Consider the following 22,334-nt stretch of genomic DNA (forward strand, 5'->3'; position numbering starts at 1 on the left):
GCGCAGGCGATGGCACGCGGTTCATTGTCCCCCAGACTCAGCGCGCGGGACGCACACCTGCTCCGGACCAACGCTGCGGGAGGCGCCCGCGCCCGTGGTTCGCAACAGCGGCAACGGCCAGGATGTCTGCTGGCGGCTGTCCATCGAACAGAACGTCGCGGCCGCCCGGCGGCTGCACTACTGGAGGTGTGCGGACGGCGTGGTGGAACTGTCACGGGTAACCGTCCACGACGGCACGGACGCATGACTGGACGCGGCGGGGAGTAGGAAACGTCAAACGCTCTCTCACCTTTGGCGGCCAAACGACCAACGCTCTCTCACCTCCGGCGGCCGGGATCGACGACGCGCCGAGACAATATAAAACTCACGGCCGCGAAGCCACCCCTTCGAAGGGTGTCGTCGCGGCCGTAAGTTGAGCTTGGCAGTGCGGGGATGTCCTAGCGGACGGTGGCGAAGCCCTTGGTCCACGAGACCAGCTGGTCCACCATTGGGGTAAGGGTGCCGGCGTTCTGCTCGGTCGGCTTGAACTCGGAGAAGTTCTCGAAGTCGTCGAACAGGGAGAACATCACCTGGTTGCGGACGTGAGCCACCTGCAGTTCGGAGAGGGACTCTCGCAGGTGCTCGACGGCGCGGGCGCCGCCCATGGAACCGTAGGACACGAAGCCCGCGGCCTTGTTGTTGAACTCGACGTTCAGGTAAGACAGCGCGTTAACCAGAACCGGGCCTGCGGTGTGGTTGTACTCGTGCACCACGAACAGGAAGCCGTCGAACTCGCTGATCTTGGCGGACCAGGCCTTGGTGACCGGGTTCTGGTAGTTCTGGTAGGCGGCGGGATAGGCCTCGTCCAGCAGGGGGAGTTTGAAGTCGGCGATGTCCACGAGTTCGAAGTCTGCGTCCGAACGGCCGGCAACCTGGGCCGCGACCCACTCGGCGACGGACTTGTTCACGCTGCCCGGACGGCTGGCGCCTGTGATGATGGCAATCTTGGGCAGGCCATTCTCCACCAGGGGATCGGCAGCCGGGGCAACCTCCAGGGCAGCTTCAACGGCAGCCTTCGCGGTAGCGTCACTCACGCTCGGTGCTACCGACGCTGCAGAGTGACTGGCTTTGGACTTGCGGGAAAAAATTTTGAACCAGGACATAAAGCCTCACCGTTCAGGATAGTTGATATTTCAATGATTATATGCGGCACTTTGATGACGTGTCAACAAAAATTGCCTTGAAGTTCAGGAAGCTGCCGGATTCAAGGAAGGGCTCCTCGGTATAGCCGGGGAGCCCTTCTTGACTGCTGGAAACGCTTAGACGCTGGCGACAGCCAACTGCTCGTCGCGCACAGACTCCATGGCGCGGGACCAGACGGTGAGCTGGTCGACCATCGGGGCCAGGGTGCCGGCGTTCTGCTCGGTCGGCTTGAACTCGGAGAAGTTCTCAAAGTCGGTGAACAGGGAGAACACGACCTGGTTGCGGACGTGAGCCACCTGCAGCTCGGAGAGGACACCGCGGAGGTGCTCAACGGCGCGGACGCCGCCCATGGAACCGTAGGACACGAAGCCGGCGGCCTTGTTGTTGAACTCGGCGTTCAGGTACGACAGTGCGTTGACCAGAACCGGTCCGGCAGTGTGGTTGTACTCGTGAGCGACGATAATGTAACCGTCGAACTCGCTGATCTTGGCGGACCAGGCCTTGGTGTGGTCGTTCTGGTAGTTCTGGTAGGCGGCCGGGTAGCCCTCATCCAGCAGGGGGAGGTTGAAGTCGGCGATGTTTACCAGTTCAAACTCAGCGTCCGTGCGGTCGGCGACCTGGGCGAGAACCCACTCGGCGACGGACTTGTTGACGCTACCCGGACGGCTGGCGCCGGTGACGATCGCAATCTTGGTCATGGTTTATCCCCTTTAGGAATGAAGGTTGTTGACGTGTCACTAAACATGTTGACACATCAACAATATGACGTCAAACTTGAACTATCAACTAAAGGGGAGAAATTGTGATGGAGAACACGCAATGGCTGGATGAGCGCGAGACCGGAGTCTGGCGCGGATTCCTTGAGGCATCGCAGCTACTGGTGGCCTCCATGGACCGTCACCTGGTGCGGGAGTCGCAGCTTTCCGGGGCCGAATATGCAGTGCTCGCTCCACTCTCGGAGCACGCCGACGGCGTAGTTCGCGCCCGCGATCTGGGCAAGTCCCTGGGCTGGGACCGCAGCCGCCTGTCCCACCTGCTCAAGCGGATGGAAGCCAGGGGCCTGCTGGAGCGAAAGAACTGCTCCTCCGATGCCCGCGGTCTGGACGTGGAGATCACCCCGGCCGGCCGGAATGCCATAGAGCTGGCGGCACCGGGTCATCTGGAGTTCGTCCGTACCCACTTCTTCGACCAGCTCACCCGCGACGAACAGGATGCCCTGGCTTCGGTGAGCCGGAAGATCATGGCCACGCTTCAGCCCGAATGCGACTAGTCCTGTCCTGTTTTTCCGCAGCATCACCCTCGACATGTGACTAAATAGTCACATGTTTTTGACTCCATGAACGCCGTCTTCAAGGCACTCTCGGACCCCACCCGTTTCGGGCCCATCACGCTCGTCCACGACCGCTGGGTGAGCAAATACGCAGAAGGGTGTTTGGAGAACCGGGGCTCCGCCCGGATCATTCCGAGTCGCGCGGTGCGGTCAATTCTCCGGCGATCTTCTCTTCCAGCGCCGCCACCGTGGCCTCGGGCAGGACGATGAGTCCATCCAGTTCCCGCCGGGCGCGCTTGTACGCGGTTTGCCGTTCCGCCGGTGTGGCGGCTTGGTCGGAGGCGATGTTGAGCAACTTCCTAGCCGTCGCCAGGCGCTGGCGTTCCGGCTCAGTGAAGTTATGGTCCTTGATCCGCTTGGCTTCGCGCTCTGCGACGTCGAACGCCAGTTCAAAGGCGTTCACGGCCGACCGGTACTCCCCCAGCCGGGCCGCATTCGTAATGTCGCCTGGGTCGGCTGGCCGCAAACCGTCCGCCTCCTTCTTCGCCCGGAGGAAAGCAACAGTGAGCGGTTCCCGCACATCACTCATGACCGGAAAATCGATAAGTTTCCCCAGATCGAGCTCGTAGTCCAGCCACCGCCGGTTCACGGCGTCGTGTGCCGCCATCAGCGCGGCAACCTCGGCGTGGCTGGCTTGCTCCGCCCGCACGGCCTGGTTCTTGAGTTTGTACAGCTCCACCTTGCGCCGGTGCCGGCGTTCGCTGGCTATCGACCACTGGCGCATCCATCCGCCGGCCATTCCGCCGATAGGGAAGATGAGCCACCAGTAGTGGCCAAGGAAGTCAAAGAAGGGTTGCACGGATTCATCCTCCCACCGACCCAGCCGCACCCCAAGCAGGGCAGAAAACCGTTGACATGTGACCAATCAGTCACCTATTCTTGAACCGTGGACGCCGTATTCAAGGCCCTGGCCGACCCCACCCGCCGGGACCTGCTCGATGAGCTCTTCCGGGAAGACGGGCAGACCCTGCACGCCCTTGAGGCCCGCTTCGACATGACGCGCTACGGCGTCATGAAGCACCTCAAGATCCTGGAGGAAGCCGGCCTGGTGGTCACCCGCCGTCGGGGCCGGGAGAAACTCCATTTCCTCAATCCGGTGCCCATCCGCCTGGTCCACGACCGCTGGGTCAGCAAATATGCACAACCATGGGCCGCTGCCCTCAGCGACCTCAAAACCAGATTGGAAAGTCCCATGGAAAAAATCTTCGAAATCTACATCAAGACCACCCCGGAACGCCTCTGGGAAGCCATCACGGACAGCGGGATCCGCAGCAAATACCAGTTCGGGAACACCCACACAGCGGACTGGACACCGGGCGGCCACTACGAGATGCACAACCCCAAGGCCAACGGCATGGTCCTGGGCGAAGGCGAAAACATCGAGGTCGATCCCCCGCGCAAACTGGTCCAGACCATGCGCGCCCTCTGGGACGACGACGTCAAAGCCGAGGGCACCTCCCGCGTCACCTGGGAGATCGAACCGGTGGGCGATTCCTGCCACCTCACCGTCACCCACAGCGACCTCCGCGAAGGCGCCAACGACCAGCTGTACGGCGGCTGGCCCATGATTCTCTCCGGCCTGAAGACCTGGCTGGAAACCGGCGAAAAGCTGACCACTCCGGGCTCCCTGCTGTACAGCTGAGGCGACCGCGGGCACCCAAGCGGGCGCGCCGCCGTCGTGGTTCCCGACGGCGGCCGCTGGCCAACTGCCGCTGCACGCACCCCTCCCCGCTCGCAGGAGAACGCCGCCGCCGGCTCCCCGCCCCCCGCCCCTCAGTACGACCGCGGCAACCCGAGGACCTTGGTGGCGACGAAGTTCTTGATCATGTTGTTGTTGACCGGGGCGACCTGGAACATGCGGGTCTCGCGGAACTTGCGTTCGACGTCGTACTCATCGACGAAGCCGTACCCGCCATGGGTGTCCAGGCAGGCGTTGGCGGCGGCCCAGCTGGCCTCCGAGGCGAGGTGCTTGGCCATGTTGGCCTCGGCGCCGCAAGGTTCGCCGGCGTCGAAGAGGCGGGCGGCATCGTAGCGCATCATGTCCGCGGCGCGGACCTTCATGTAGGCGTCGGTGATGGGGAACGCCACGCCCTGGTTGGCGCCGATCTGCCGGCCGAAGACCTCGCGGCTGTTCGCGTACGCCACCGCCCGGTCCGTGAACCAGTAGCCGTCGCCGATCGCTTCGGAGGCCAGCAGGATGCGCTCGGCGTTCCAGCCGTCCAGGACGTAGCGGAAGCCCTTGCCCACCTGGCCGATCACGGCGGAGGCGGGCACGCGCATGCCCTGGTAGTGGACCTGGTTGGTCGCGTAGTTGAACATGGTGCGGACCTTGACCACCTTGAGCGTATCGGGCTGTTCCGCCCGGACCTGGCGCAGGTCCACCAGGAACAGTGTGATGCCCTCGGTCTTGTTCCCGTTCTTCGGGGCGGTGCGGGCGAGGACGAGGGCGAGGTCGGATTCCTCGATCCGGCTGGTCCAGCTCTTGTGGCCGGTGATGATGAAATCGCCGCCGTCGCGCACCGCCGCGGTCTCGATGCTGGTGGTGTCCGAGCCGGCCTTGTCCTCGGTGATGGAGAAGGCCTGCAGCCGCAGCGTCCCGGCGGCGATCTGCGGCAGGTACTCCTGCTTCTGGGCGTCGCTGCCGTGACGCAGCACGGCACCCATCGTGTACATCTGCGCGTGGCAGGCCGCCGAATGGCCGCCGGACTTGTTGATTTCCTCCATGATGACGCTGGCCTCGGTCAGGCCCAGGCCCAGGCCGCCGTACTCGGCGGGGATCAGCGCGGAGAGCAGGCGCGCCTCCGTGAGGGTGTCCACGAATTCCTGCGGGTAGCGGCGGTTGCGGTCCGTCTCCCGCCAGTACTCGTCGGGAAATCCGGCGCAGAGGAGGCGGGTCTGCTCGCGCAGCTGTTCGAGTCCGGCAGTCAGGGTGGGCATCGGTGCTCCTTCGAGAACGGTCCGGGCGACGCTTCGTCACCCCTTGGAACCGACGATACGGAATATATTGGGAGTTGGCAAGGGGTACGCTCCCGGCCCAGCCCGGCCCGAAAACCTTGACATTAGGCGCCTTTTCCGGCGAAACTGGCATGGACGCGAAATATATTGACTCTCCAGCCGGCGAGGCCGGTGCGGGGAACACAAGCCAAGGAGATCCACCGATGACCGAAGCAGCAACGCAGGGAACGGCCGGGGACAGCCGCGTGGTACCGGGCTGGACGGGCCGTCTGTTCGAGGACTTCTCGCCCGGGGACATCTACTACCACCCGTTCGGCAAGACGGTCACCGAGGCGGACAACCAGTCCTTCACGCTGATGACGCAGAACGTGGCCAAGACCCACGTGGACCGCAACTTCGCCAAGGGCACCGAGTTCGGCCTGCCGCTGGTCAACTCCACCTTCACGCTCGCCCTCGTCACGGGCCAGTCCACCATCGACCTGTCCATGAACGTCTTCGCGAACATGGGCTGGGACGAGGTCCGCATGCCCCACCCCGTCTACGAGGGCGACACCATCTATTCGCGCTCCAAGGTCCTCGCCGTCCGGGAATCGAAGTCCCGCCCCAACCTGGGCCTGGTGACCGTGGCCACCGAGGGCTTCAACCAGGACAGCAAAATCGTGATCAGCTACCGCCGCACCTTCATGGTGTACCGGCAGGGCCACCTCCCCGGCGTCGAATCCGCCCGCCCCGACGAGTCCACCCTGCCGCAGCTCGGGGACTTCCGGTGACGGCGCCGGCAGCCGGCATCACGGCCGGCGCGGACGCCGTGGCGGCGGCGGTCACCGCCCTGTTCGTCCCCGGCGACCGCCCCGAGCGGTTCGCCAAGGCCGCCGCCGCGGGTGCCGGCGTCGTGATCATCGACCTCGAGGACGCCGTCGCCCCTGACGCCAAGGCCGGCGCGCTGGCCGCGGTGCTGGAAGCTCTGGCCCCCGACGGCGTCGTGCGTGCCCTGGTGCGGGTGAACCCGCAGGGTTCCGGGCAGTACGACGCCGAGATCACCGCGCTGCTCGCCGCCGCCGAGGCGCCGGGGTCCGGCCTGCTCGGCATCGTGGTGCCCAAGGCCGAAGACCCCGGGGCCCTGCGGCAGCTGCGCGCGAGGATGCCGGAGCGCCTGGCCCTGGTTCCGCTGGTCGAATCGGCCCTCGGCGTGGTGAACGCGCTGGAGCTCGCCCGCGTGCCCGGCGTGACCCGGCTGGCGTTCGGCGCCATCGACTTCGCGCTGGACATCAACGCCGACGGCGGGGACCGGTTCCTGGACCATGCCCGGGCGCAGCTGGTCCTCGCCTCCCGCGCGGCCGGCATCGCCGCGCCGCTGGATTCACCGTCCACCGAGATCAGGGACGCCGGCAGGGTTGCCGATTCCGCCCTGCTCGGCCGGAACTTCGGCTTCGGCGGGAAGCTGTGCATCCATCCGGCCCAGCTGGCCGCCGTGCACGCGGCGTTTGCACCGTCGGAGGCCGACGTCGAGTGGGCACGCTCCGTGATCGGCGCCGAAGGCGGCGCCGTGCAGCTGGACGGACAGATGATCGACCGCCCCGTCACCGAGCGGGCCAAACGGATCCTGCAGCGCGCAGGGAAGGAGCAGTAAATGGGCAGGCTGCCATTGGAGGGCATCACCGTCGTCTCCCTGGAACAGGCCGTCGCGGCCCCGTTCGCCACCCGGCAGCTCGCCGATCTGGGCGCCCGGGTGATCAAGGTCGAACGGGACACCGGCGATTTCGCGCGCGGCTACGACACCAAGGTCCGCGGCATGGCCAGCTACTTCGTCTGGCTGAACCGGTCCAAGGAAAGCATTGTCCTGGACCTGAAATCCGCGGAGGGCATCGGCGTGCTGCGCAAGCTCGTGTCCCGGGCGGACGTGCTGGTCCAGAACCTCGCCCCGGGCGCCGTCGAGCGCCTGGGGCTGGGGCCGGACGAGGCGCTGGCCCTGAACCCGCGGCTGATCCATGCCTCGATCTCCGGCTACGGCCGCGGCGGGTCCTACGAGCAGAAGAAGGCCTACGATCTGCTGGTCCAGTGCGAGGCAGGCCTGCTCAGCGTCACCGGCACCCCGGACTCCCCCGCCAAGGTGGGCGTCTCGATCGCCGACGTCTCCGCCGGCATGTACGCCTACTCCGGCATCCTGACCTCGCTGCTGCAGCGGGCCACCACCGGCCGCGGCGACGTGCTGGAAATCTCCATGCTCGAAGCCCTCGGGGAATGGATGGCCCAGCCGTACTTCTATGCTGAATACGGCGGCGCCCCGCCGGCCCGCAGCGGTGCCCAGCATGCCAGCATCGCACCCTACGGGCCGTTCGGCGCCGCGGACGGCACGGTGTTCTTCGGCATCCAGAACGAGCGCGAATGGGCCAAGTTCTGTGCGGAGGTCCTGCGCCAGCCCGGGCTGGCGCAGGACCCGCGCTTCACCGGCAATGCGCTGCGGGTGGACAACCGTCCGGCGCTGCACGAGGCGATCAACGCGGTCCTGGGCGGACTGCCGGCGGCGGAGGTCCTGGCCCGGCTCGACGCCGCGGGCATCGCCAACGCCCAGCTGCGGGACATGCACGAGTTCTCCGCCCATCCGCAGCTGGCCGAGCGCAACCGCTGGCGGGACGTGGAATCCCCGGTCGGGCCGCTGCGCAGCCTGCTCCCGCCGGTCACGTCCCGGGAAACGGACGTCCGGATGGATCCAGTGCCTGCGATCGGCGAGCATACCGACAAAATCCTGGCGGAACTGGGGCTGGACTGACGGGGCCTGGCCCCAATTGGCCAGGCCCCGCGGGACCGGACTGGGAGCCACCAGCCGGGCTTCCCGGTTTGCGCACAGCCACGGCAGGCCTGCACCGCAGGCCCGCCGTGGCTGATGCCGTATCTTAGGTGGCGAAGAATGATCAGAAAGAGTCCGCAGACCATGACCAGCCGCAGCCCGCGCAGCAGCGCACGCCCGCAACTGAGCGAGAAGGCGACCGCCCATATCCGGGGCCTCATCATGTCCGGTGAACTGCGGCCCGGGACATTGGTCCGCCCCGAGACCATCGGCGAGGACCTGGGCATCTCCACCACGCCGGCCCGCGAGGCGCTCCAGGCCCTGCGGGTGGAGGGCTTCCTGGAACTGGTGCCGCGGCGCGGATTCGTTGTGGGCCCGCTGACCGGCCAGGACATCCGGGACCTCTTCCAGGTCCAGGCGCTCATCGGCGGGGAACTCGCCGCCCGGGCGGCCGCCAAGGCGACCGAGCAGGACGTGGCCGAGCTCGAGGCCCTGCACCACGAGCTGATCGCGGCCGCCGCCCGGAACGACCACGACCGGCTCGAAGAGAAGAACCACGCCTTCCACCGCGAGATCAACCTGCTGGCCGATTCCCGGAAGATCATCTGGCTCCTGGGCCTGGTCACCCGGTACGTCCCGCGGCAGTTCTACTCCTCCATCCCGGGCTGGCCCCGGGCCACCATGGACGACCACGCCGAGCTGCTCCAGGGCATCAAGGCGAAAGACCCGGAGGCAACCCGGGCCGCCATGCAGCAGCACATCGTCCACTCCGGCGAACTGCTGGCCGCGCACTTCGACGCGCGCGTCGCCGCCGCCCAGACGGACGGCGCCGCAACGGACGACGCACAAACGGACGACGCCGGAGGGCTGGCTTCGGCCTGAGCCCCCGGCTGCCGGGTACTGTCAGGTACCTGGGAGCAGACCCAACTGCCCCATCAGGGAAGCGACATCCGGGTGGGCTCTGAACGAGACGATCTTCCCGTCCCGGACGGAGGCAAAATAGGTTCCCGTGCCGGTGATGGTCCGCCCGGTCGGCGGGATCTGTTGACCTCCCATCAGCAGGGGGCCGGTATTCGTCCCTGTGAACTCCACTTCCGCGGCGACCTGCTCCTCACTGACCACCCTGGTGGTGGTCCTGATCCGCATGTCCGGGAAGGCCGTGAACCAGCTCTCCATGTACTCCTTCACCTGCTCCCGCGAGCGCATCGGCTCCGGAACCGAGACATCCGTAACGGTGAACTCGTCGGCCAGCAGGCTGGCGAACCCAGCCGCATCATGCTGGTCCCAGGCCGCCATGCCCCGGTCATCAACCTGCTCAACATCCGCGATCGACATCACACATCTCCTCCTCGAAACGTCCTGACGGGCCCCATCGTAGGCCCCGGGAGGTGAGAGTCAACGCCCGGAGGAAACGGGGTCCGAGGAGGATCGGTACGGAAATTCACGCTATGCGGTCATGCGGCGTCGCCTGCGCGTTTGATGGCGCTGTAGACGGTTGAACGCGCTACCGCGAAGAATTCGGCAAATTCCACTTTCGTGTGCGTCCCTGCTCGGTGAACGGAGACCAGGTGGGCTTCCTGTGTTTTGGAGAGCTTGGGCTGTTTCCTTCATAGGCGGCCCTTTGCCTGGCGACCGCCATGCCTTCCCGGGTCCGTGCCCGGATCGGGTCGGCTTCGAATTCGGCGACCATGGCCAGGACGTTGAAGAGAAACCGGCCCACGAGATCGATGGGGTCGTGGACGGAGCCGCCGATGCTGAGTTTGACTTCGCGGCGGGTGAGTTCGTCGACAATGTCCTTCGCGTCGCGCAGCAACCGGGCCAGACGGTCGAGTTTGGTCACGACCAGGGTGTCCCCGGCCCGGCAACGCTTCTCTGAGTCCCGGCCGGGCCCGGTTAGCGCCGGTGAGGCCATGGTCCGTGAAGGTCTTCTCTGGTGCCACCCCGAGGGTGGCCAGTGCGTTTTTCTGGGCGATGAGGACTTGGTCGTTGGTGGATACGCGGGCGTTATCCGATGAGGAGTCCGGTCATGGTGTTGAATGTTGAATGTAGCGTTTGTCCCCCCGTCACCGGGCATTTTCTCGGGCGAGTCTTACGGGAATCGGCCGGTCGCGGAAACACGGCGATCGTGATCCGAAAATTTTGAGTGGCGTTTGCGCCGTTGGGGGACCGGCTTACGGGCGGCAGATTCAGCTGGAGGAAGGCTGGTCAGGGCGAGCCACGTCGGCCTGGATCGCGCGGATAATCGAGGCGAGGATTCCGGACGCGAGAAGTCCTGGCCCCAGCGGACCGGCGGAATTCCCACCCAGCGGTGGCAAGCGCCGAAGCGCGGACCGGGCTTCGGCACTCATGTGCTCGAGTTGCCAGTGGATCTCGTCGTCGACCGTCTGGGGCCGATCGGGTGCCGCCAGTCCGGCCGCTTTCGCGGCATACGCGGCTGCCCCCAAGGCGTGCGCGCCCATGTGAGCGACGGCTGCGGCTTGTGTGGCAGACCGGGCGGCAGCCACCGCAGCAGGGCTATTCACCTCGCGTGCGGCACGGCCAGCAACAAACCGCCGGCGGATCTCTTCGGCGGCACTGTGCTCACCGCGAGCGAAGGCTCGGGCTCGAGCGATGGCGTCGCGGGGGCGACCATCTGCCGGAGCCTCTGCCTCAAATAAGGCCAGGACTCGCTCAGCGCAGTCTGCGGCCCAAGTCGCGACGACGCGGCGCTCGGCCCCGCTTAGCGTCTGCGGAGAAGCCATATCAGTACCGTACACACGGCTCGCATACCGATCCCTCACCGAAACAGTTCCGCGAGGTAGTTGGTATGACGGACGCGCGGCACGTCCCAGAATCGTCCCTGCTGCGGGTGAGAATTGGACCATGCCAACGCGTATCCCCGGCCTGAACGCCGTAATTTCCGACCCGAGCCTCCTCCCTTCGGTCAAGACCGAAGGGTTCGGTCTCCTCACAGAGCTGAATGCGAACTCCGATGCGCCCGTCCCGGTCCAGTCCGCATCTTCATGAAGCAGATAAGGCTCCGGTATGCCGGGGCATGTCGGGTGTGCAGTGCCCATCTTCCCCCCGGCAAAGAAGCCATCTACGAAACCGAAACGAAGACCGTCCGCTGCTTGGAGTGCGTCCCCGAGGCCATGTCCCCGGATCTCGAACCACCTTGTGAGGATTCGTCGCCCACCAGGTCCGGAGTAGCCGGGTGGTCGGCGCGACGTGAATATGAGCGCCGCAAGACCAATGATGAGGAGAGACTCCGCGAGAAATGGGGTCGATTGGGTGGTCTCGCCGTCGCGCTCTCTGACGAGCGGCAAAGCACCAAAGCTTGGGAGCGGGGTGCGGTCGGCGAGGAGCGCCTCGGTGCTCGGCTCGACTCCTTGGCCACCGATGGCATCGCGGTCCTTCACGACCGCCGCATCCCCGGTTCGAAGGCCAACATCGACCATATCGCCATAACTGGCAGGGGGATCTGGGTGATCGACGCCAAGCGGTACAAGGGGCGACCCGAGCTGAAGATCGAGGGAGGCATCCTTCGGCCACGCGTCGAGAAGCTTATCGTCGGAGGGCGTGACTGCACGAAGCTGCTCGATGGGGTACTCAAACAGGTCGGGCTCGTACGGGATCTCGTCGGGGATGTGCCCGTCACTGGCGCGCTGTGCTTCGTCGAAGCCGACTGGCCCCTGATCGGGGGCGCGTTCGCGACTCGTGGCATTCACGTACTCTGGCCGAAACGATTAGGCAAAGTGCTGGCTGAGGAAGTACCCGGCGATGTTGATGTCGCCGCTATGCGTGAGTTGGTAGCCTCGCGGTTCAAATTTGCGTGAGGTCAGGTGCTGACGTTCGAAGGCGTCCGCACGTCAAAGTAACGCTGGGCCGCGCCTAGCTCGCATCTCGGCGCACGCCCGGTTAGGGATGATCAAACGGGACAGCAGAGAGCCACGATAGAGCCGGATCGCCGGCATATCATCGCATTCAAGCGCGTGCATAAGTTTTCGCTCATCCTTGTCGCGGAACAGGGCCTCCTGCGGGATGCTGGCGCCCGGCGCCCTGCAGTAACGCGACTACGGCACCGCCGCGGCGCGTGCCATCCTTGGGGTATGGCACGAACCTGGTTGTCGCTGACGGTGGAACTGCTCGGCGGTCGTGGCGAGGAGCTGTGGCCGTGGCCCGGGCGCATCTTCGCGGTCGGACCGTCGCACACCTTCATGGATCTCGCCAACGCCATCAACGATGCCTTCGCCCGATGGGACCGCTCGCACCTGTCAATGTTCACCCTGGCCGACGGCCGGGTAATCACCGACGAAGAGACGGGAGCCGAGATGGCCGGATCGATCGGCGGGCCGATCATCGCGCCAATCGACATCGCTGCTGCCAAGGTCGCCCGGACGCTGGAGCCGGGGGCTGAGTTTCAGTTCACGTTCGACCTCGGTGACGCCTGGACGCACAGGTGCGTGGTCGGGGAGGAGAAGGTCGACCCGCTGGAGGTATTGGGTATCCGTCCTGATGCCCCCCTGCCGTACTGGGGCTGGGGCAGCATCCCGGACCAGTACGGGCGCCGGTGGGCTACCGACGACGGGGAGAGCCGGGCGCCGGGGAAACCGAGCCGGCCGCACCCGATGCTGCTGCACGCGTGGCCCGCACAGGTGCAGGTGCCGGGGCTCGACCTGTCCGAGCTGCGTGAAGCCATCGCGGCGGCAGACGCGGCTCGCTTCCTCGCTGCGGTGACGGGACGCGACATCGATGACGCCCTGCAACAGGTGGGGGCCGGCATACCGATGGCGCTGGAGCAAAGACGCCAGGAGGCCGAGCCGGTGGCACTGTCGGTCATCAACCGGCTGACGTGGCGCGGCGGCGCTGGGGACCCGCTGCTGGCCGAGGACCTGCTGGCCGGTCTGCGCCGTGTGCCGCTGACAGGCAGGGTGGTGCCGGTAGACCTCGACATGCTCAGCACCGTGCTGGAAGGGGATCCCGACCTGTCGACCGGTGGCTACCTCGACCTGCACACCGGGCAAGTGTACGACGACAGCGCCACTGACCCGATGATAGTCGGGGAGGACGCCGCCATCGACGTGGAGGAGGAGCCAGAGCGTTGGCTTCGGCTCCACCGCACCGGTCCGCGGAACGGCTGGCGGGACATGGCGGCCTTCGCCGAGCGGCAGCACGATAAAGCCCTCCGGGAGCGGCTGGAGCGGGCGATCGAGGGCAAAGGTGCCTTCTTCCGGTTCCGCGACATCGTCCACGGCGAGAACCTTAGCGAACAGTGGTACGCCTTCTCCACCGACCGCCAGATGGGCCGTTCCCGCGAGTTCCTCGCTGACAACGGCATCCGCGTGGGCTGACGACCCGGGCCCGGTCAGCGCCGGCGCAAGACCGTGGCGCCCCCCGCATACCTCAACCGTGGAGCAGCTGAGTAGACCGATCGTGAGGTCGAACGCGGTCACAGGGTCGTCCCAGTGCAGGTTACGTCAGCGACCGTTCTCACGGGAGAAACTAGTCGGTCTTGGGGTCATTGTCGGGGGACGGAGGGGGCCCGGTAGTTGAGACGCCGACCGACCATCCCCTCGCGAAGCGGGCGTTGGCGATTTCACTGAGCTCCCGGCTGCTCTTCTCGGGATAGGTCAGCCGGATCCACTCGTAGTCCCACTCCTGCATCGCCCGCACGTGGCGGACGCGCTTGTTGGCGCGCATCTGGGCCGCGAGGTCCTCACTGACGAGGGCCCTGGGCTCGGGCGTCCGGATCGGCTTGGTCGGCCGCGCTGTGGTCGGAGGGGCCGGGGTCTTGGCGATATGGACCAGTGCCACGGTCAGCGCGACCACGCCGAGGGCGATCAGGAGAACCCACCAATACTGGATGAGAAGCCAGATCGCGCCGAGGGCGAGGAAGATGCCGAAGGGGCCACACCCGAGCGCACCGGCGCCCGCTGCGGCCGCGCTGCCGGATCGACGACGTTTGCGAGCCATGCTGCAGTATCCCACCAAGCACCGCCAATTTGTGAGGGCAGAAATGCTCCAGGGCTCCCGAGGGTTGACAAGCATCGGAAGAGGAGAAGGCCCGAGGTGATCCCGTGCCTAGCCGCAATGCCGTTCACTTAGAGTAGTTGTGTTAATCTTTCGGCATGGCGCGTAGCGGATGGGTGACTCCCGAGGGTCCTGAGCGGTTGAGTGACCACGTCTCGCTCGGTGTTTTGACGCGGGTTTTCCCGCCGGATGTCGTTGATGCGGTGATTGGGCGGACCGGGGCCCGTGAGCAGCGGAACCGGTTGCTGCCGTCGCGGTTGATGGTCTATTACGTGATGGCGCTGGCCTTGTTTTCGGCCGGTTCGTATGAGGAAGTGATGCGGTCCCTGCTGGCCGGCATGGAATGGATCACGGGCCGGTTCCGGGACTGGCAGATGCCGACGAAGGCCGCGATCTTCAAGGCCCGGACCCGCCTCGGTTCCGCCGTGATGGCCGAACTGTTCGCCGAGACCGCGAAGCCTCTGGCACTCCCGGGCGGTCCGGGATTCCACGGCTCCTGGCGGCTGGTGTCCGTGGACGGGACCTGCCTGGATCTGGCGGACACGGAGGCCAACGAGCGCGCGTATGGCAGGCCGGGCACGGCCACGGATCTGAAAAGCGCCTACCCGCAGGCGCGGGTGCTCGGCCTGGTCGAATGCGCCACGCACGCGGTGATCGGGGCCGTGGTCTCCGGCTTTTCCACGTCCGAGCACGACCTCTATCCGGGCCTGCTCCACCGGCTGGAGGCGGACATGCTGGCCATGGCCGACCGCGGGTTCTTCTCCTACACGGCCTGGAAGGACAGCTCCGGAACCGGTGCGCAACTGCTGTGGCGGGTCAAGGCCAACGCCGTGCTGCCCGTGCTCGAGGACCTGGCCGACGGCTCCTACCTCTCCGCCGTCTACGCGAACCCGAAGGCACGGCGGAACAACACGGACCCCATCCGGGTGCGCGTGATCGAATACACCGTCAGCACCGGCGACACGAGCAGCGAATTCCGGCTGATCACCACGATCCTTGACCCGCACGCCGCCTCCGCGGAGGACCTTGCCGAAGCCTACGCCAAACGCTGGGAAATCGAGTCCTGCTTCGATGAACTCAAAACCCACCAGCGCGGCCCCGGGACCGTGCTGCGCTCCAAAACCCCCGACGGGGTCCTGCAGGAAATCTACGGATACCTCTGCGTGCACTACGCCATCCGGTCCCTCATCGGCGACGTCGCCCACCACTTCGAGGAAGACCCCCTGAGGTTCTCTTTCACCCGCACCCTCCGGGCAGTACGGCGTTCCCTCGCCGCGCGCCCGGCTTTTTCCCCCTGAGCGTCTGGCGGAGGCCTTCACGGTCTTCTGCCGCGAAATCCTGCATGAACTGCTGCCCCCGCGCCGGCCAAGAACCAACCCCCGCGTCATCAAAAGGAAAATGTCGAACTGGCCACTCAAGCGAATACCAAAAAAGCCTAAGTAAACAGTATTGTGCCTAGCCGAGGACTTTCGGCAGTGTCTCGGTGAGGGATCCTTCACCGGGACAGCGTCAGAGTCGCCGTCCATCGGGTGCGTGGCCTCATAATTCTGCGTGGATGCCAGTAGTCCATGAAAGCCGTATTCTGATTTCACGGCATGTTGCACGGTCGCCGGCGCCCTCAGGGATTTGTTAGCGGTTGCCTGCAGCATTCGGATTGTCCCCACAGACTGGCCGAGCGAATTCATCTAAGGAGGGAAATGGCCGAGGAAGAGTGGTATCAATCCCTCCGCGAACAGTGGAAACCGTCGCATATCCGGCTCTTACTCGTCGGTGAATCAGCACCAGATGACGGTGGCGACCCGGACAACCGGCGGTTCTTCTGCTCAGAGCCATTGAACCAAGCGGACAACCTCTTTAGATCCGTCGTCGCCGCTCTCTGCGATAGCGGCACACTGACCAAGGGTGATCTGAAGGAGCCTTGGCTTACACGGCTTCGCAATGAGGGCGTGTACCTGATCGATCTCGCATCGCGACCGGTGAACGCGCTTTCGCCGGCAATTCGCCGGGCGGCCCTCAAAGCAAGCGTTGAAGACTGCGTTCGGCGCGTCCGCGTTCTCAATCCTGACGGGATTGTCATATGCCATACCCCTACTTTTGAGCTCCTAGCTGGTCCATTTAGAGCCGCTCATCTTCCGCTACTTCATGACGAAGCGATCCCATTCCCACTTGGCAATAAGCGCAGCGAGTTTGTCGAGAAAGTGCGCGAAGCTACCGCTGGACTATCACGCCAGGGAAGCCATCCCAATGTCCCGGATGCCGATCGACTTACTGGGCGCTCAAGGCCAACCGTCACCTCTGAAGTGCCCCGGCCACGGCCTACACTCAGAGCCGTGGCTACGTATGAACCTGCCGAACTCGCTCGGGAGCTCGGCTATACCAATGAACACCGCCCGGGGAAAGTCGTCAGGGATTATCTCCGTAAAAAATACCCGGACCACCCGAAGTACCAGCGATGGGTGCTGGATGAAGCCCAGGCCGCTGACGTTCGCATCAACGTCCCTCGGAAGCGCTGACTTCATTGCGCCCGTCAGCGGATCCTTTCCGTACGGAGCATCTGCTTGGCGTGGTGGTCAACTGGCCCTCGGTGTGGCCTGACCGATGACTTTTCCGCGCCGTGCTGGTCTGTACAACGAATACCGACTCACGGGAGACTGACGCCATGCGCAAACTGACCTTCGGCATGAACCTGAGCCTGGACGGCTACATCGCCGCGCCCGGCGACAACCTCGGCTGGAGCGTACCGAGCGACGAGCTGTTCCAATGGTGGTCCGACCGGGTGGGGGCGACGGGCCTGGCGCTGTACGGGCGCAAACTGTGGGAGACGATGAGCTCCCACTGGCCGACCGCCGACCAGCAGCCTGGCGCCACACCGGCGCAGATCGAGTTCGCCCGCCGCTGGCGGGACATGCCGAAGGTGGTGTTCTCCTCGACGACCAGCACGGTCGACTGGAATACCCGCCTGGTCACCGGCGACGCGGTCACCGAGATCACCCGGCTCAAGGCCGACGACGGCGGCCCCATGGACATCGGCGGTGCCACACTCGCCGCGGCGGCCATGCGGGCCGGGCTGATCGACGAGTACGCGATCGTCACCCATCCGGTCCTGGTGGGCGGCGGCACGCCGTTCTTCACAGCCCTGGACAACTGGGTGAACCTGAGCCTGATGGAGACCCGGACGTTTCCCGACGGTGTGGTCCTTACCAGGTACGAGACCAGGCGCTGAGTGCCCGACGTCGAATCAGCGCGGGCTTCGGGCCACCCAAGGATCTCGTGGCGCTGTGTTCCGAGGCGATCGTGAGGTTCCTGCCGGATCCTGTTCTTCGCCGCAGACGATCCGTCCGGATAGGGATCCTTTACCGGACAGGTGACCTCCCGGGTTGCCCGCTGAACTAGGGTTTGGGTAAAACGGACTGCCGTTCAATGGGGGGAAATATGAAAATCGTTGTCCTTGCAATCGTCGCGTGGGTTGTCACTGGCCTCATCCTGCTACTCGGAGTCAGTGCTGGAGCCACCATATGGTTCCATATGGAACCCGTCGTGGACTCAGTACCAGATCCGGCAAGCTACTCTCTCGCCGTAGGCGCCGGCTTCCTGGCATTGCTCCTTAGTACGGCCGTCAGTGTCGGTATTACCGTCCACGCAGCTCAATGCAAATTCAGCGGGCGGGCCACAGCAGTCTGAGATGCAGCATCGTCCGGTCAAGGATCCTCGAACGGGTCACTCCGGTGGTCCCTTTGCGCCCGGCTCTGCCGTGCGGTCAAGGAACCTGCCACCCCGCTGGAAGTCCCGGACAACGTACATCGCCCCAATCACCATGACAAGCACGCCAGCCGCCATGAACCATGAGATGAACCCGGCTCCTCGCATGACTTGGGGAATGAATACAAGCGGGAACACTGACATCCAGATGAGCTGTGTGGCGAGATTCTTTCGCAGTTGCACGGCGGCGGCCTCCGAGACGACAAGATGCTCCGGGTCAACGGGTGTCTTCCCGAGAAGCTGGCGCCGGATGTCTTTTCGCTCTTCGTCTTCCAGCGAAAGCAGCACGTCGATCCTGCCCGTCTCCGCTGCAGGCGCGATTTTCTTCGCATTGTAAATGAGGCCCCCGATGGGGGCACCCAGCACTGCAAGGAAGAATCCGAACACGAGAAAGGACGGCCAGTCCGCCGGTCCGCCTCCGAAGGCCAGGATCCCGAGAACGGTCCCCGCCGTGACGAGGATGATCACCCCGGCCGGGAAATAGAGAGTGTAGTAGGTCTTCAGGGCATCGCCCAGGCCCTGATCTGCAATGCCCTGCGCTCGTCGCGTGGCGGTGGCCCAACGGTCGCCGGACCGGGGCATGAGATCGTCGATTCCGCTCATCGTCCGCTTCCCCCTAAGCACGAGTAGTGGTGCAAGGGCTCGGCTGTCCTCCGCCAATGCCACTAAACCTGATGCTCAAATCCTGAACTATCTACACCCAGAAGCCAACAGCACGCTACTTGACGAAAAACATAGGGGCACGCTGTTCAGCACCAGACCTCGATTGCCGGCTGTACGGGTCCAGCCGGGGCGAGGACCTCTCGGGCGTCTCCCGCGCCGGCGGGACAGGGTCCGATAAGGCCTGAGTTTTCCGCCCGGTCAGGGTTCCGTTGCGGGCAGGAGCTGGACTCCAAATCGGGCAGCGCTCGGTCGGCTCAGAGTGCGTCCGTTCACCGTCCGACTATCGGCGCCGCTTTGCTCGGGCGGCGAACTCGTCAAGTACCTGAACGACGTCCTTCGCTAGCCAAATTCGGTTTCGTCGTCCGTCTGTGATTTGGGTCAGAATGTTGGCGTCAACGAGGCGGTCGATAGCGACCTGAGCGTTGACGGTCGATATGCCAAGCTGAGCTGCGGCTGCGGCTGCGCCAATCACGGGTTGGCGAAGGAGAACGTCCACGAGCCGGTGGGCTGCCGAGTCTCGTCTCGCGCTGATGCGCCCGCGCCATTCGACCTGCACGATTTCCAGGTCGTCGACGAGGATACGGCCGTTGTGTACCGCCGCGAGGGATGCCTCGGCGATTGAACGAACAATCGGGGCGATGTCTCCGGACCGGTACGCACCCAGGGAATCAAAGTATTGGCTGGTGTTGTGGAGCAAACCTGCTGAGACAGGAACGGCAACGTTTCGAGTGAGCTGCCCGCCGCGCAGCATCGACTGGATGAGGGCGCGACCGACCCTCCCGTTGCCATCGGGGAACGGGTGGATTGTCTCGAATTGGGCGTGGGCGATCGCGGTGTGAACGAGCACGGGAAGGTCGACGCGATTGGCGAAGGCGAAGAGGTCGTCCATGAGCGCGGGGACCCGATCCTGATGGGGAGGGACAAACTGCGCGGTGTGCGGTCCGAGGCTCCCGCCACCGATCCAGACCTGCTGGTCACGCCAATGGCCGACGATGTCGGGATTGCTTTGCTCGAGCAGTGCGCGATGCATTTCCAGGATGGCGTGGCCGTCGATGGACTCGGACAGGGAAAGAGCTGCTTGCATGGCTCGGACATTGCCGACGATGAGCTGCGCATTCTTCGAGGCGTGCTCACCGAGCTCCGCCAAGGCGATCTGCCGTGCGCCGCTCGTGAGGTTCTCGATTTCCGAGCTGGAGGCGCTCTCGGTGCGCAGGAGAATGGACGCGAATGGTGCCGCGATTTGACCTACTTCCGCATCGAAGCGCGCCAGCTCGCTCGCGGCCTCTTCAGTCAGCGCGTGCAGCTCGCTATCGAGCGAGATTGTCTGATCGGCGATGAATGCGGGCACCGCCGCCAAGTACGGCCCCGCGGCCAGACGCTTCTGCGTTCGTGAGCCATACTCGTCCTGGACGCTGTGCCAGGGCCGTTCTTCATAGCCAAGCGACGGCCAGGGCGCCTTCTCCTCAAACGTGGACATTGGTTGAGTGTATCAATGCTTATTCACTTATCCATTGTTATGACTTCTCGTTATTCTGCGTTTATTCCCAACGCCGGCTCTAGCCTCGATCTTTCATGAGGCGTGGTTTCCAGTGGGTCTGGGCTTACCGGCTGCCTGACGGTTCCTATGGTGGCATTTGGGTGTGACATTTGGACCGCTGGCCTGATGGCGGTTGTCGGTGACAGGTTCCACACCGGTCAGTGATGCTGGTGCTTTCTGGATGAGCGGCGGACGGTTGGCGGTCCAGGTTATGGCGGCTCAGTACTGCGAGGCGTTTCATTCCTTTGAGCAGCAGCGTCACGTCCGGTGCTGTCGCGGCCAGGTGCAAGGTGGTTTGGCGGGCGTGGCTGGCGATTTTGCCGCCGATTTCGAACAGCCTGGCGCGGAGTTTCTTAGGCTCCCAGCGTCTGGCCTTTGTGCCGGTGAAGGCAATCATTTGGGTCCAGGCCATGATCTCAGCGGCGAGCATGACCACGTGGCACCAGAGTTCATTGCCGGTAAAGGCGTGGAAGGGCAGGTTGGCCAGGCCGGTGTCTTTGGCGTTGCGGATCCTGTCCTCGCAGCGTGCCCGGAGCCGGTGGCGGACCTCCAACGTGGCCAGCTGGCCCTTTTCCTGGTTCGTCGCGATGGCCGTGTACCGGTGCCCGTCGATGTCGGTGATCCGCAGCTGGGCGCCGACGTGCGGGATTTCCTTGCGGACGATGACCCGCATCCCGGCAGGCCATGAGGACAGGTCCAGCATGCCGGTGATGTCGGCGACCCAGGCGCCGTCACGCTCAACCCCGTCGCTGTCGTACGCCTTGGTCCACCCGTCTTTGGCGACCAGGGGCAGGACAGCGGCCACCGCACCGTGGATCGGGAACCCCACGGAGTAGGAGAAGTTGCGACCCTTGGCAGTCAGCCAGTCCAGGAACCCGTGCGTGCCGCCGGCGGAATCGGTGCGGATCATAATCTTCCTCCCCGACCGGTACCCTTTCGGGAGTTGTTTGACAGAGTCCTTACGACCTGGATGTGATCACTGACCGTGTTGGAGCCGGCATTGCCGGGCCGCAGCAGGGTCACCAGCGGCTCACCGGTGCCCAGAATCCCGTGGTCAAGGAAGGAACACAGCGGGTGGAATCCGAAGCCCTTCTTCCACGTTGGACGGGCGTCTTCCTTCTCTGAATGGGAATTCAGGAGGGACGCGTCGAGGTCGATGACCAGCGGATTCCCGGCGCTCACCGCGTGCAGGGGTGAATCCTTCCCGGCTTGCGCCCACACATGGGCCCGAGCCTTGGCGCGGGCGCCGTTGATGGCCGCCAGCGCCCTGGCAGGCTTTACTGTTGCCAGGATCTTGAACAGCCGGCTGATCGTCGGATCCGAGGCCACGAGCCCGTACACCTCGGGCTGGTTGCGAAGCCGGTCAATGTCAGACACACTGTCGCCGCCCGTGGCCAACGACAGGGCGAGGTCGGTGAGGATTTTGCCCGGGTCGTGCGTGGCAAAGGGCTTGCGCCACGGCTCCAAAGCCTCCGACAAACCAGCGCCAAGACCAGCCCCCTTCACCATCGACGTCAGGATCACCCCGCCAGCCTGCGACACCACCCCGTCCCCGGAAGAATCAACACGGACAGACGGGTAAAAGCCGGTAAAGTAACTCACCTGCAGGGTGCTCCTGATGTGTCATGAAAAATGTTGTGTGGTAACTACATTTTCCCACGTCAGGGCACCTTTCAGGCTTTAAACACGCGTTCCAGCCACTCCCTCATGAAAGACCGAGGCTAGGATCTTGCGAAAAGCCCCTTCCAAAGCTGGCGAGACCTCGGCCGCCAGAGAAGTGAAAAAGGGCGATGTCCGCTGAGAGTCGACTCAGCAGCGTGCAGCAAGAGGGGCGCCGTGGAGAGATCAACGACGCACTCGGACCACACCATGGCGGAACCGTCCCGCAAGGGGTTCCCCAAACGGGACCACAGAACCGCCGCAAAAGCCGGCGGCGGCCGGCTATCGACAAGTCAGTATCGTCCAACCACCAAAAGCGTTCCAGGTCCTCCCGCGATACTTCATCAGGGAATCGGCCGAACCCGGCGGCCTGCTCATCACTTAGTAAATCGACCGCCATGCAACCAATTCAACAGCCGCCGGGCCCCTTACCGTGAATTTCCGTACCGATC

22 protein-coding genes and 2 pseudogenes are annotated in these 22,334 nt (G+C 64.7%); 12 read left to right on the forward strand and 12 right to left on the reverse strand.

What is annotated here, in order from left to right:
• Nucleotides 1-94: 94 nt before the first annotated feature.
• Complete coding sequence (locus ACQCSZ_RS14775; RefSeq protein WP_211876908.1) at nucleotides 95-247, forward strand: hypothetical protein; 153 nt, start codon at nucleotides 95-97, stop codon at nucleotides 245-247.
• Between the two features lie 190 nt (nucleotides 248-437).
• Here the strand turns inward: ACQCSZ_RS14775 and ACQCSZ_RS14780 are convergent, their stop codons facing one another.
• Nucleotides 438-992, reverse strand: a complete 555-nt coding sequence (locus ACQCSZ_RS14780; RefSeq protein ID WP_211877115.1) for an NADPH-dependent FMN reductase — start codon at nucleotides 990-992, stop codon at nucleotides 438-440.
• A 306-nt stretch (nucleotides 993-1,298) separates the two neighbouring features.
• Nucleotides 1,299-1,880 carry an NADPH-dependent FMN reductase gene (locus ACQCSZ_RS14785; RefSeq protein WP_427004494.1) on the reverse strand — a complete coding sequence of 194 codons (582 nt, stop codon included), beginning with the start codon at nucleotides 1,878-1,880 and terminating at the stop codon, nucleotides 1,299-1,301.
• 107 nt (nucleotides 1,881-1,987) lie between these two features.
• Between ACQCSZ_RS14785 and ACQCSZ_RS14790 the strand changes: the two genes are divergently transcribed.
• A complete protein-coding gene (locus tag ACQCSZ_RS14790; protein WP_427008356.1) occupies nucleotides 1,988-2,452 on the forward strand; it encodes a MarR family winged helix-turn-helix transcriptional regulator in 465 nt (154 codons plus the stop codon).
• Between the two features lie 187 nt (nucleotides 2,453-2,639).
• Here the strand turns inward: ACQCSZ_RS14790 and ACQCSZ_RS14795 are convergent, their stop codons facing one another.
• The gene (locus ACQCSZ_RS14795; protein WP_427004495.1) at nucleotides 2,640-3,311 is read right to left on the reverse strand and encodes a hypothetical protein; all 672 of its coding nucleotides are present in this window, start codon (nucleotides 3,309-3,311) and stop codon (nucleotides 2,640-2,642) included.
• Between the two features lie 87 nt (nucleotides 3,312-3,398).
• On the opposite strand from ACQCSZ_RS14795, the gene ACQCSZ_RS14800 reads away from it, so the two are divergent.
• Nucleotides 3,399-4,154 (forward strand): ArsR/SmtB family transcription factor, encoded by a 756-nt coding sequence (locus ACQCSZ_RS14800; protein ID WP_427004496.1) that lies wholly within the window; start codon nucleotides 3,399-3,401, stop codon nucleotides 4,152-4,154.
• 131 nt (nucleotides 4,155-4,285) lie between these two features.
• Here ACQCSZ_RS14800 and ACQCSZ_RS14805 read toward each other — a convergent pair whose 3' ends face one another.
• The gene (locus ACQCSZ_RS14805; RefSeq protein ID WP_427004497.1) at nucleotides 4,286-5,449 is read right to left on the reverse strand and encodes an acyl-CoA dehydrogenase family protein; all 1,164 of its coding nucleotides are present in this window, start codon (nucleotides 5,447-5,449) and stop codon (nucleotides 4,286-4,288) included.
• A gap of 221 nt (nucleotides 5,450-5,670) precedes the next feature.
• On the opposite strand from ACQCSZ_RS14805, the gene ACQCSZ_RS14810 reads away from it, so the two are divergent.
• From ACQCSZ_RS14810 to ACQCSZ_RS14825, 4 genes are all read left to right on the forward strand, one after another.
• On the forward strand, nucleotides 5,671-6,237 hold the full coding sequence (locus ACQCSZ_RS14810) for a MaoC family dehydratase (RefSeq protein WP_427004498.1): 567 nt from the start codon (nucleotides 5,671-5,673) through the stop codon (nucleotides 6,235-6,237).
• Complete coding sequence (locus ACQCSZ_RS14815; RefSeq protein WP_427004499.1) at nucleotides 6,234-7,097, forward strand: HpcH/HpaI aldolase/citrate lyase family protein; 864 nt, start codon at nucleotides 6,234-6,236, stop codon at nucleotides 7,095-7,097. Before ACQCSZ_RS14810 ends, ACQCSZ_RS14815 begins: the two co-directional genes overlap by 4 nt.
• Nucleotides 7,098-8,237 (forward strand): CaiB/BaiF CoA transferase family protein, encoded by a 1,140-nt coding sequence (locus ACQCSZ_RS14820; RefSeq protein WP_427004500.1) that lies wholly within the window; start codon nucleotides 7,098-7,100, stop codon nucleotides 8,235-8,237.
• A 138-nt stretch (nucleotides 8,238-8,375) separates the two neighbouring features.
• Nucleotides 8,376-9,137, forward strand: coding sequence for a GntR family transcriptional regulator (locus tag ACQCSZ_RS14825; RefSeq protein WP_427004501.1), 762 nt, complete (start codon nucleotides 8,376-8,378; stop codon nucleotides 9,135-9,137).
• A 21-nt stretch (nucleotides 9,138-9,158) separates the two neighbouring features.
• On the opposite strand, the gene ACQCSZ_RS14830 is transcribed toward ACQCSZ_RS14825, so the two are convergent.
• The 3 genes and pseudogenes from ACQCSZ_RS14830 to ACQCSZ_RS14840 all read right to left on the reverse strand — a co-directional run bounded on the left by ACQCSZ_RS14830 (nucleotide 9,159) and on the right by ACQCSZ_RS14840 (nucleotide 11,311).
• Nucleotides 9,159-9,590 (reverse strand): ester cyclase, encoded by a 432-nt coding sequence (locus ACQCSZ_RS14830; RefSeq protein ID WP_427004502.1) that lies wholly within the window; start codon nucleotides 9,588-9,590, stop codon nucleotides 9,159-9,161.
• Between the two features lie 119 nt (nucleotides 9,591-9,709).
• Nucleotides 9,710-10,283, reverse strand: a pseudogene (locus tag ACQCSZ_RS14835) (recombinase family protein).
• A 158-nt stretch (nucleotides 10,284-10,441) separates the two neighbouring features.
• Entirely contained in the window at nucleotides 10,442-11,311 is an 870-nt protein-coding gene (locus ACQCSZ_RS14840) for a putative immunity protein (protein WP_427004503.1), read from the reverse strand.
• Between ACQCSZ_RS14840 and ACQCSZ_RS14845 the strand changes: the two genes are divergently transcribed.
• Nucleotides 11,258-12,070 (forward strand): nuclease-related domain-containing protein, encoded by an 813-nt coding sequence (locus ACQCSZ_RS14845; protein WP_427004504.1) that lies wholly within the window; start codon nucleotides 11,258-11,260, stop codon nucleotides 12,068-12,070. The two genes, ACQCSZ_RS14840 and ACQCSZ_RS14845, sit on opposite strands and share 54 nt — an antisense overlap.
• A gap of 273 nt (nucleotides 12,071-12,343) precedes the next feature.
• Nucleotides 12,344-13,585 (forward strand): hypothetical protein, encoded by a 1,242-nt coding sequence (locus tag ACQCSZ_RS14850; protein ID WP_427004505.1) that lies wholly within the window; start codon nucleotides 12,344-12,346, stop codon nucleotides 13,583-13,585.
• A 151-nt stretch (nucleotides 13,586-13,736) separates the two neighbouring features.
• Here ACQCSZ_RS14850 and ACQCSZ_RS14855 read toward each other — a convergent pair whose 3' ends face one another.
• Nucleotides 13,737-14,207, reverse strand: coding sequence for a hypothetical protein (locus ACQCSZ_RS14855; RefSeq protein ID WP_427004506.1), 471 nt, complete (start codon nucleotides 14,205-14,207; stop codon nucleotides 13,737-13,739).
• A gap of 155 nt (nucleotides 14,208-14,362) precedes the next feature.
• Here ACQCSZ_RS14855 and ACQCSZ_RS14860 point away from each other — a divergent pair, with 155 nt between their 5' ends.
• The 3 genes from ACQCSZ_RS14860 to ACQCSZ_RS14870 all read left to right on the forward strand — a co-directional run bounded on the left by ACQCSZ_RS14860 (nucleotide 14,363) and on the right by ACQCSZ_RS14870 (nucleotide 17,487).
• Complete coding sequence (locus ACQCSZ_RS14860) at nucleotides 14,363-15,562, forward strand: IS4 family transposase (protein WP_427004507.1); 1,200 nt, start codon at nucleotides 14,363-14,365, stop codon at nucleotides 15,560-15,562.
• Between the two features lie 399 nt (nucleotides 15,563-15,961).
• Entirely contained in the window at nucleotides 15,962-16,777 is an 816-nt protein-coding gene (locus ACQCSZ_RS14865; RefSeq protein WP_427004508.1) for a hypothetical protein, read from the forward strand.
• A gap of 146 nt (nucleotides 16,778-16,923) precedes the next feature.
• Nucleotides 16,924-17,487, forward strand: coding sequence for a dihydrofolate reductase family protein (locus ACQCSZ_RS14870; protein ID WP_427004509.1), 564 nt, complete (start codon nucleotides 16,924-16,926; stop codon nucleotides 17,485-17,487).
• A gap of 494 nt (nucleotides 17,488-17,981) precedes the next feature.
• Here the strand turns inward: ACQCSZ_RS14870 and ACQCSZ_RS14875 are convergent, their stop codons facing one another.
• From ACQCSZ_RS14875 to ACQCSZ_RS14890, 4 genes and pseudogenes are all read right to left on the reverse strand, one after another.
• Entirely contained in the window at nucleotides 17,982-18,626 is a 645-nt protein-coding gene (locus ACQCSZ_RS14875) for a hypothetical protein (RefSeq protein WP_427004510.1), read from the reverse strand.
• 340 nt (nucleotides 18,627-18,966) lie between these two features.
• Nucleotides 18,967-20,163, reverse strand: coding sequence for a Fic family protein (locus ACQCSZ_RS14880; protein WP_427004511.1), 1,197 nt, complete (start codon nucleotides 20,161-20,163; stop codon nucleotides 18,967-18,969).
• Nucleotides 20,164-20,443: 280 nt separating this feature from the next.
• Nucleotides 20,444-21,825 (reverse strand): annotated as a pseudogene (locus ACQCSZ_RS14885) (IS1380 family transposase); the annotation flags it as partial.
• 103 nt (nucleotides 21,826-21,928) lie between these two features.
• Entirely contained in the window at nucleotides 21,929-22,282 is a 354-nt protein-coding gene (locus ACQCSZ_RS14890) for a DUF4158 domain-containing protein (protein ID WP_427004512.1), read from the reverse strand.
• Nucleotides 22,283-22,334: the final 52 nt, after the last annotated feature.

The organism is Pseudarthrobacter sp. H2 (genome assembly GCF_050157045.1).
Taxonomy (GTDB): Bacteria; Actinomycetota; Actinomycetes; order Actinomycetales; family Micrococcaceae; genus Arthrobacter.

Bases quoted from the DNA above. Each gene is read 5' to 3' on its own strand.
- ACQCSZ_RS14805 (WP_427004497.1), bottom strand. From the start codon at position 5,449: ATGCCCACCCTGACTGCCGGACTCGAACAGCTGCGCGAGCAGACCCGC.
- ACQCSZ_RS14840 (WP_427004503.1), bottom strand. From the start codon at position 11,311: ATGGGCACTGCACACCCGACATGCCCCGGCATACCGGAGCCTTATCTG.
- ACQCSZ_RS14830 (WP_427004502.1), bottom strand. From the start codon at position 9,590: ATGTCGATCGCGGATGTTGAGCAGGTTGATGACCGGGGCATGGCGGCC.
- ACQCSZ_RS14890 (WP_427004512.1), bottom strand. From the start codon at position 22,282: ATGGCGGTCGATTTACTAAGTGATGAGCAGGCCGCCGGGTTCGGCCGA.
- ACQCSZ_RS14785 (WP_427004494.1), bottom strand. From the start codon at position 1,880: ATGACCAAGATTGCGATCGTCACCGGCGCCAGCCGTCCGGGTAGCGTC.
- ACQCSZ_RS14855 (WP_427004506.1), bottom strand. From the start codon at position 14,207: ATGGCTCGCAAACGTCGTCGATCCGGCAGCGCGGCCGCAGCGGGCGCC.
- ACQCSZ_RS14875 (WP_427004510.1), bottom strand. From the start codon at position 18,626: ATGAGCGGAATCGACGATCTCATGCCCCGGTCCGGCGACCGTTGGGCC.
- ACQCSZ_RS14860 (WP_427004507.1), top strand. From the start codon at position 14,363: ATGGCGCGTAGCGGATGGGTGACTCCCGAGGGTCCTGAGCGGTTGAGT.
- ACQCSZ_RS14790 (WP_427008356.1), top strand. From the start codon at position 1,988: ATGGAGAACACGCAATGGCTGGATGAGCGCGAGACCGGAGTCTGGCGC.
- ACQCSZ_RS14820 (WP_427004500.1), top strand. From the start codon at position 7,098: ATGGGCAGGCTGCCATTGGAGGGCATCACCGTCGTCTCCCTGGAACAG.
- ACQCSZ_RS14825 (WP_427004501.1), top strand. From the start codon at position 8,376: ATGATCAGAAAGAGTCCGCAGACCATGACCAGCCGCAGCCCGCGCAGC.
- ACQCSZ_RS14870 (WP_427004509.1), top strand. From the start codon at position 16,924: ATGCGCAAACTGACCTTCGGCATGAACCTGAGCCTGGACGGCTACATC.
- ACQCSZ_RS14810 (WP_427004498.1), top strand. From the start codon at position 5,671: ATGACCGAAGCAGCAACGCAGGGAACGGCCGGGGACAGCCGCGTGGTA.
- ACQCSZ_RS14865 (WP_427004508.1), top strand. From the start codon at position 15,962: ATGGCCGAGGAAGAGTGGTATCAATCCCTCCGCGAACAGTGGAAACCG.
- ACQCSZ_RS14850 (WP_427004505.1), top strand. From the start codon at position 12,344: ATGGCACGAACCTGGTTGTCGCTGACGGTGGAACTGCTCGGCGGTCGT.
- ACQCSZ_RS14845 (WP_427004504.1), top strand. From the start codon at position 11,258: ATGAAGCAGATAAGGCTCCGGTATGCCGGGGCATGTCGGGTGTGCAGT.
- ACQCSZ_RS14880 (WP_427004511.1), bottom strand. From the start codon at position 20,163: ATGTCCACGTTTGAGGAGAAGGCGCCCTGGCCGTCGCTTGGCTATGAA.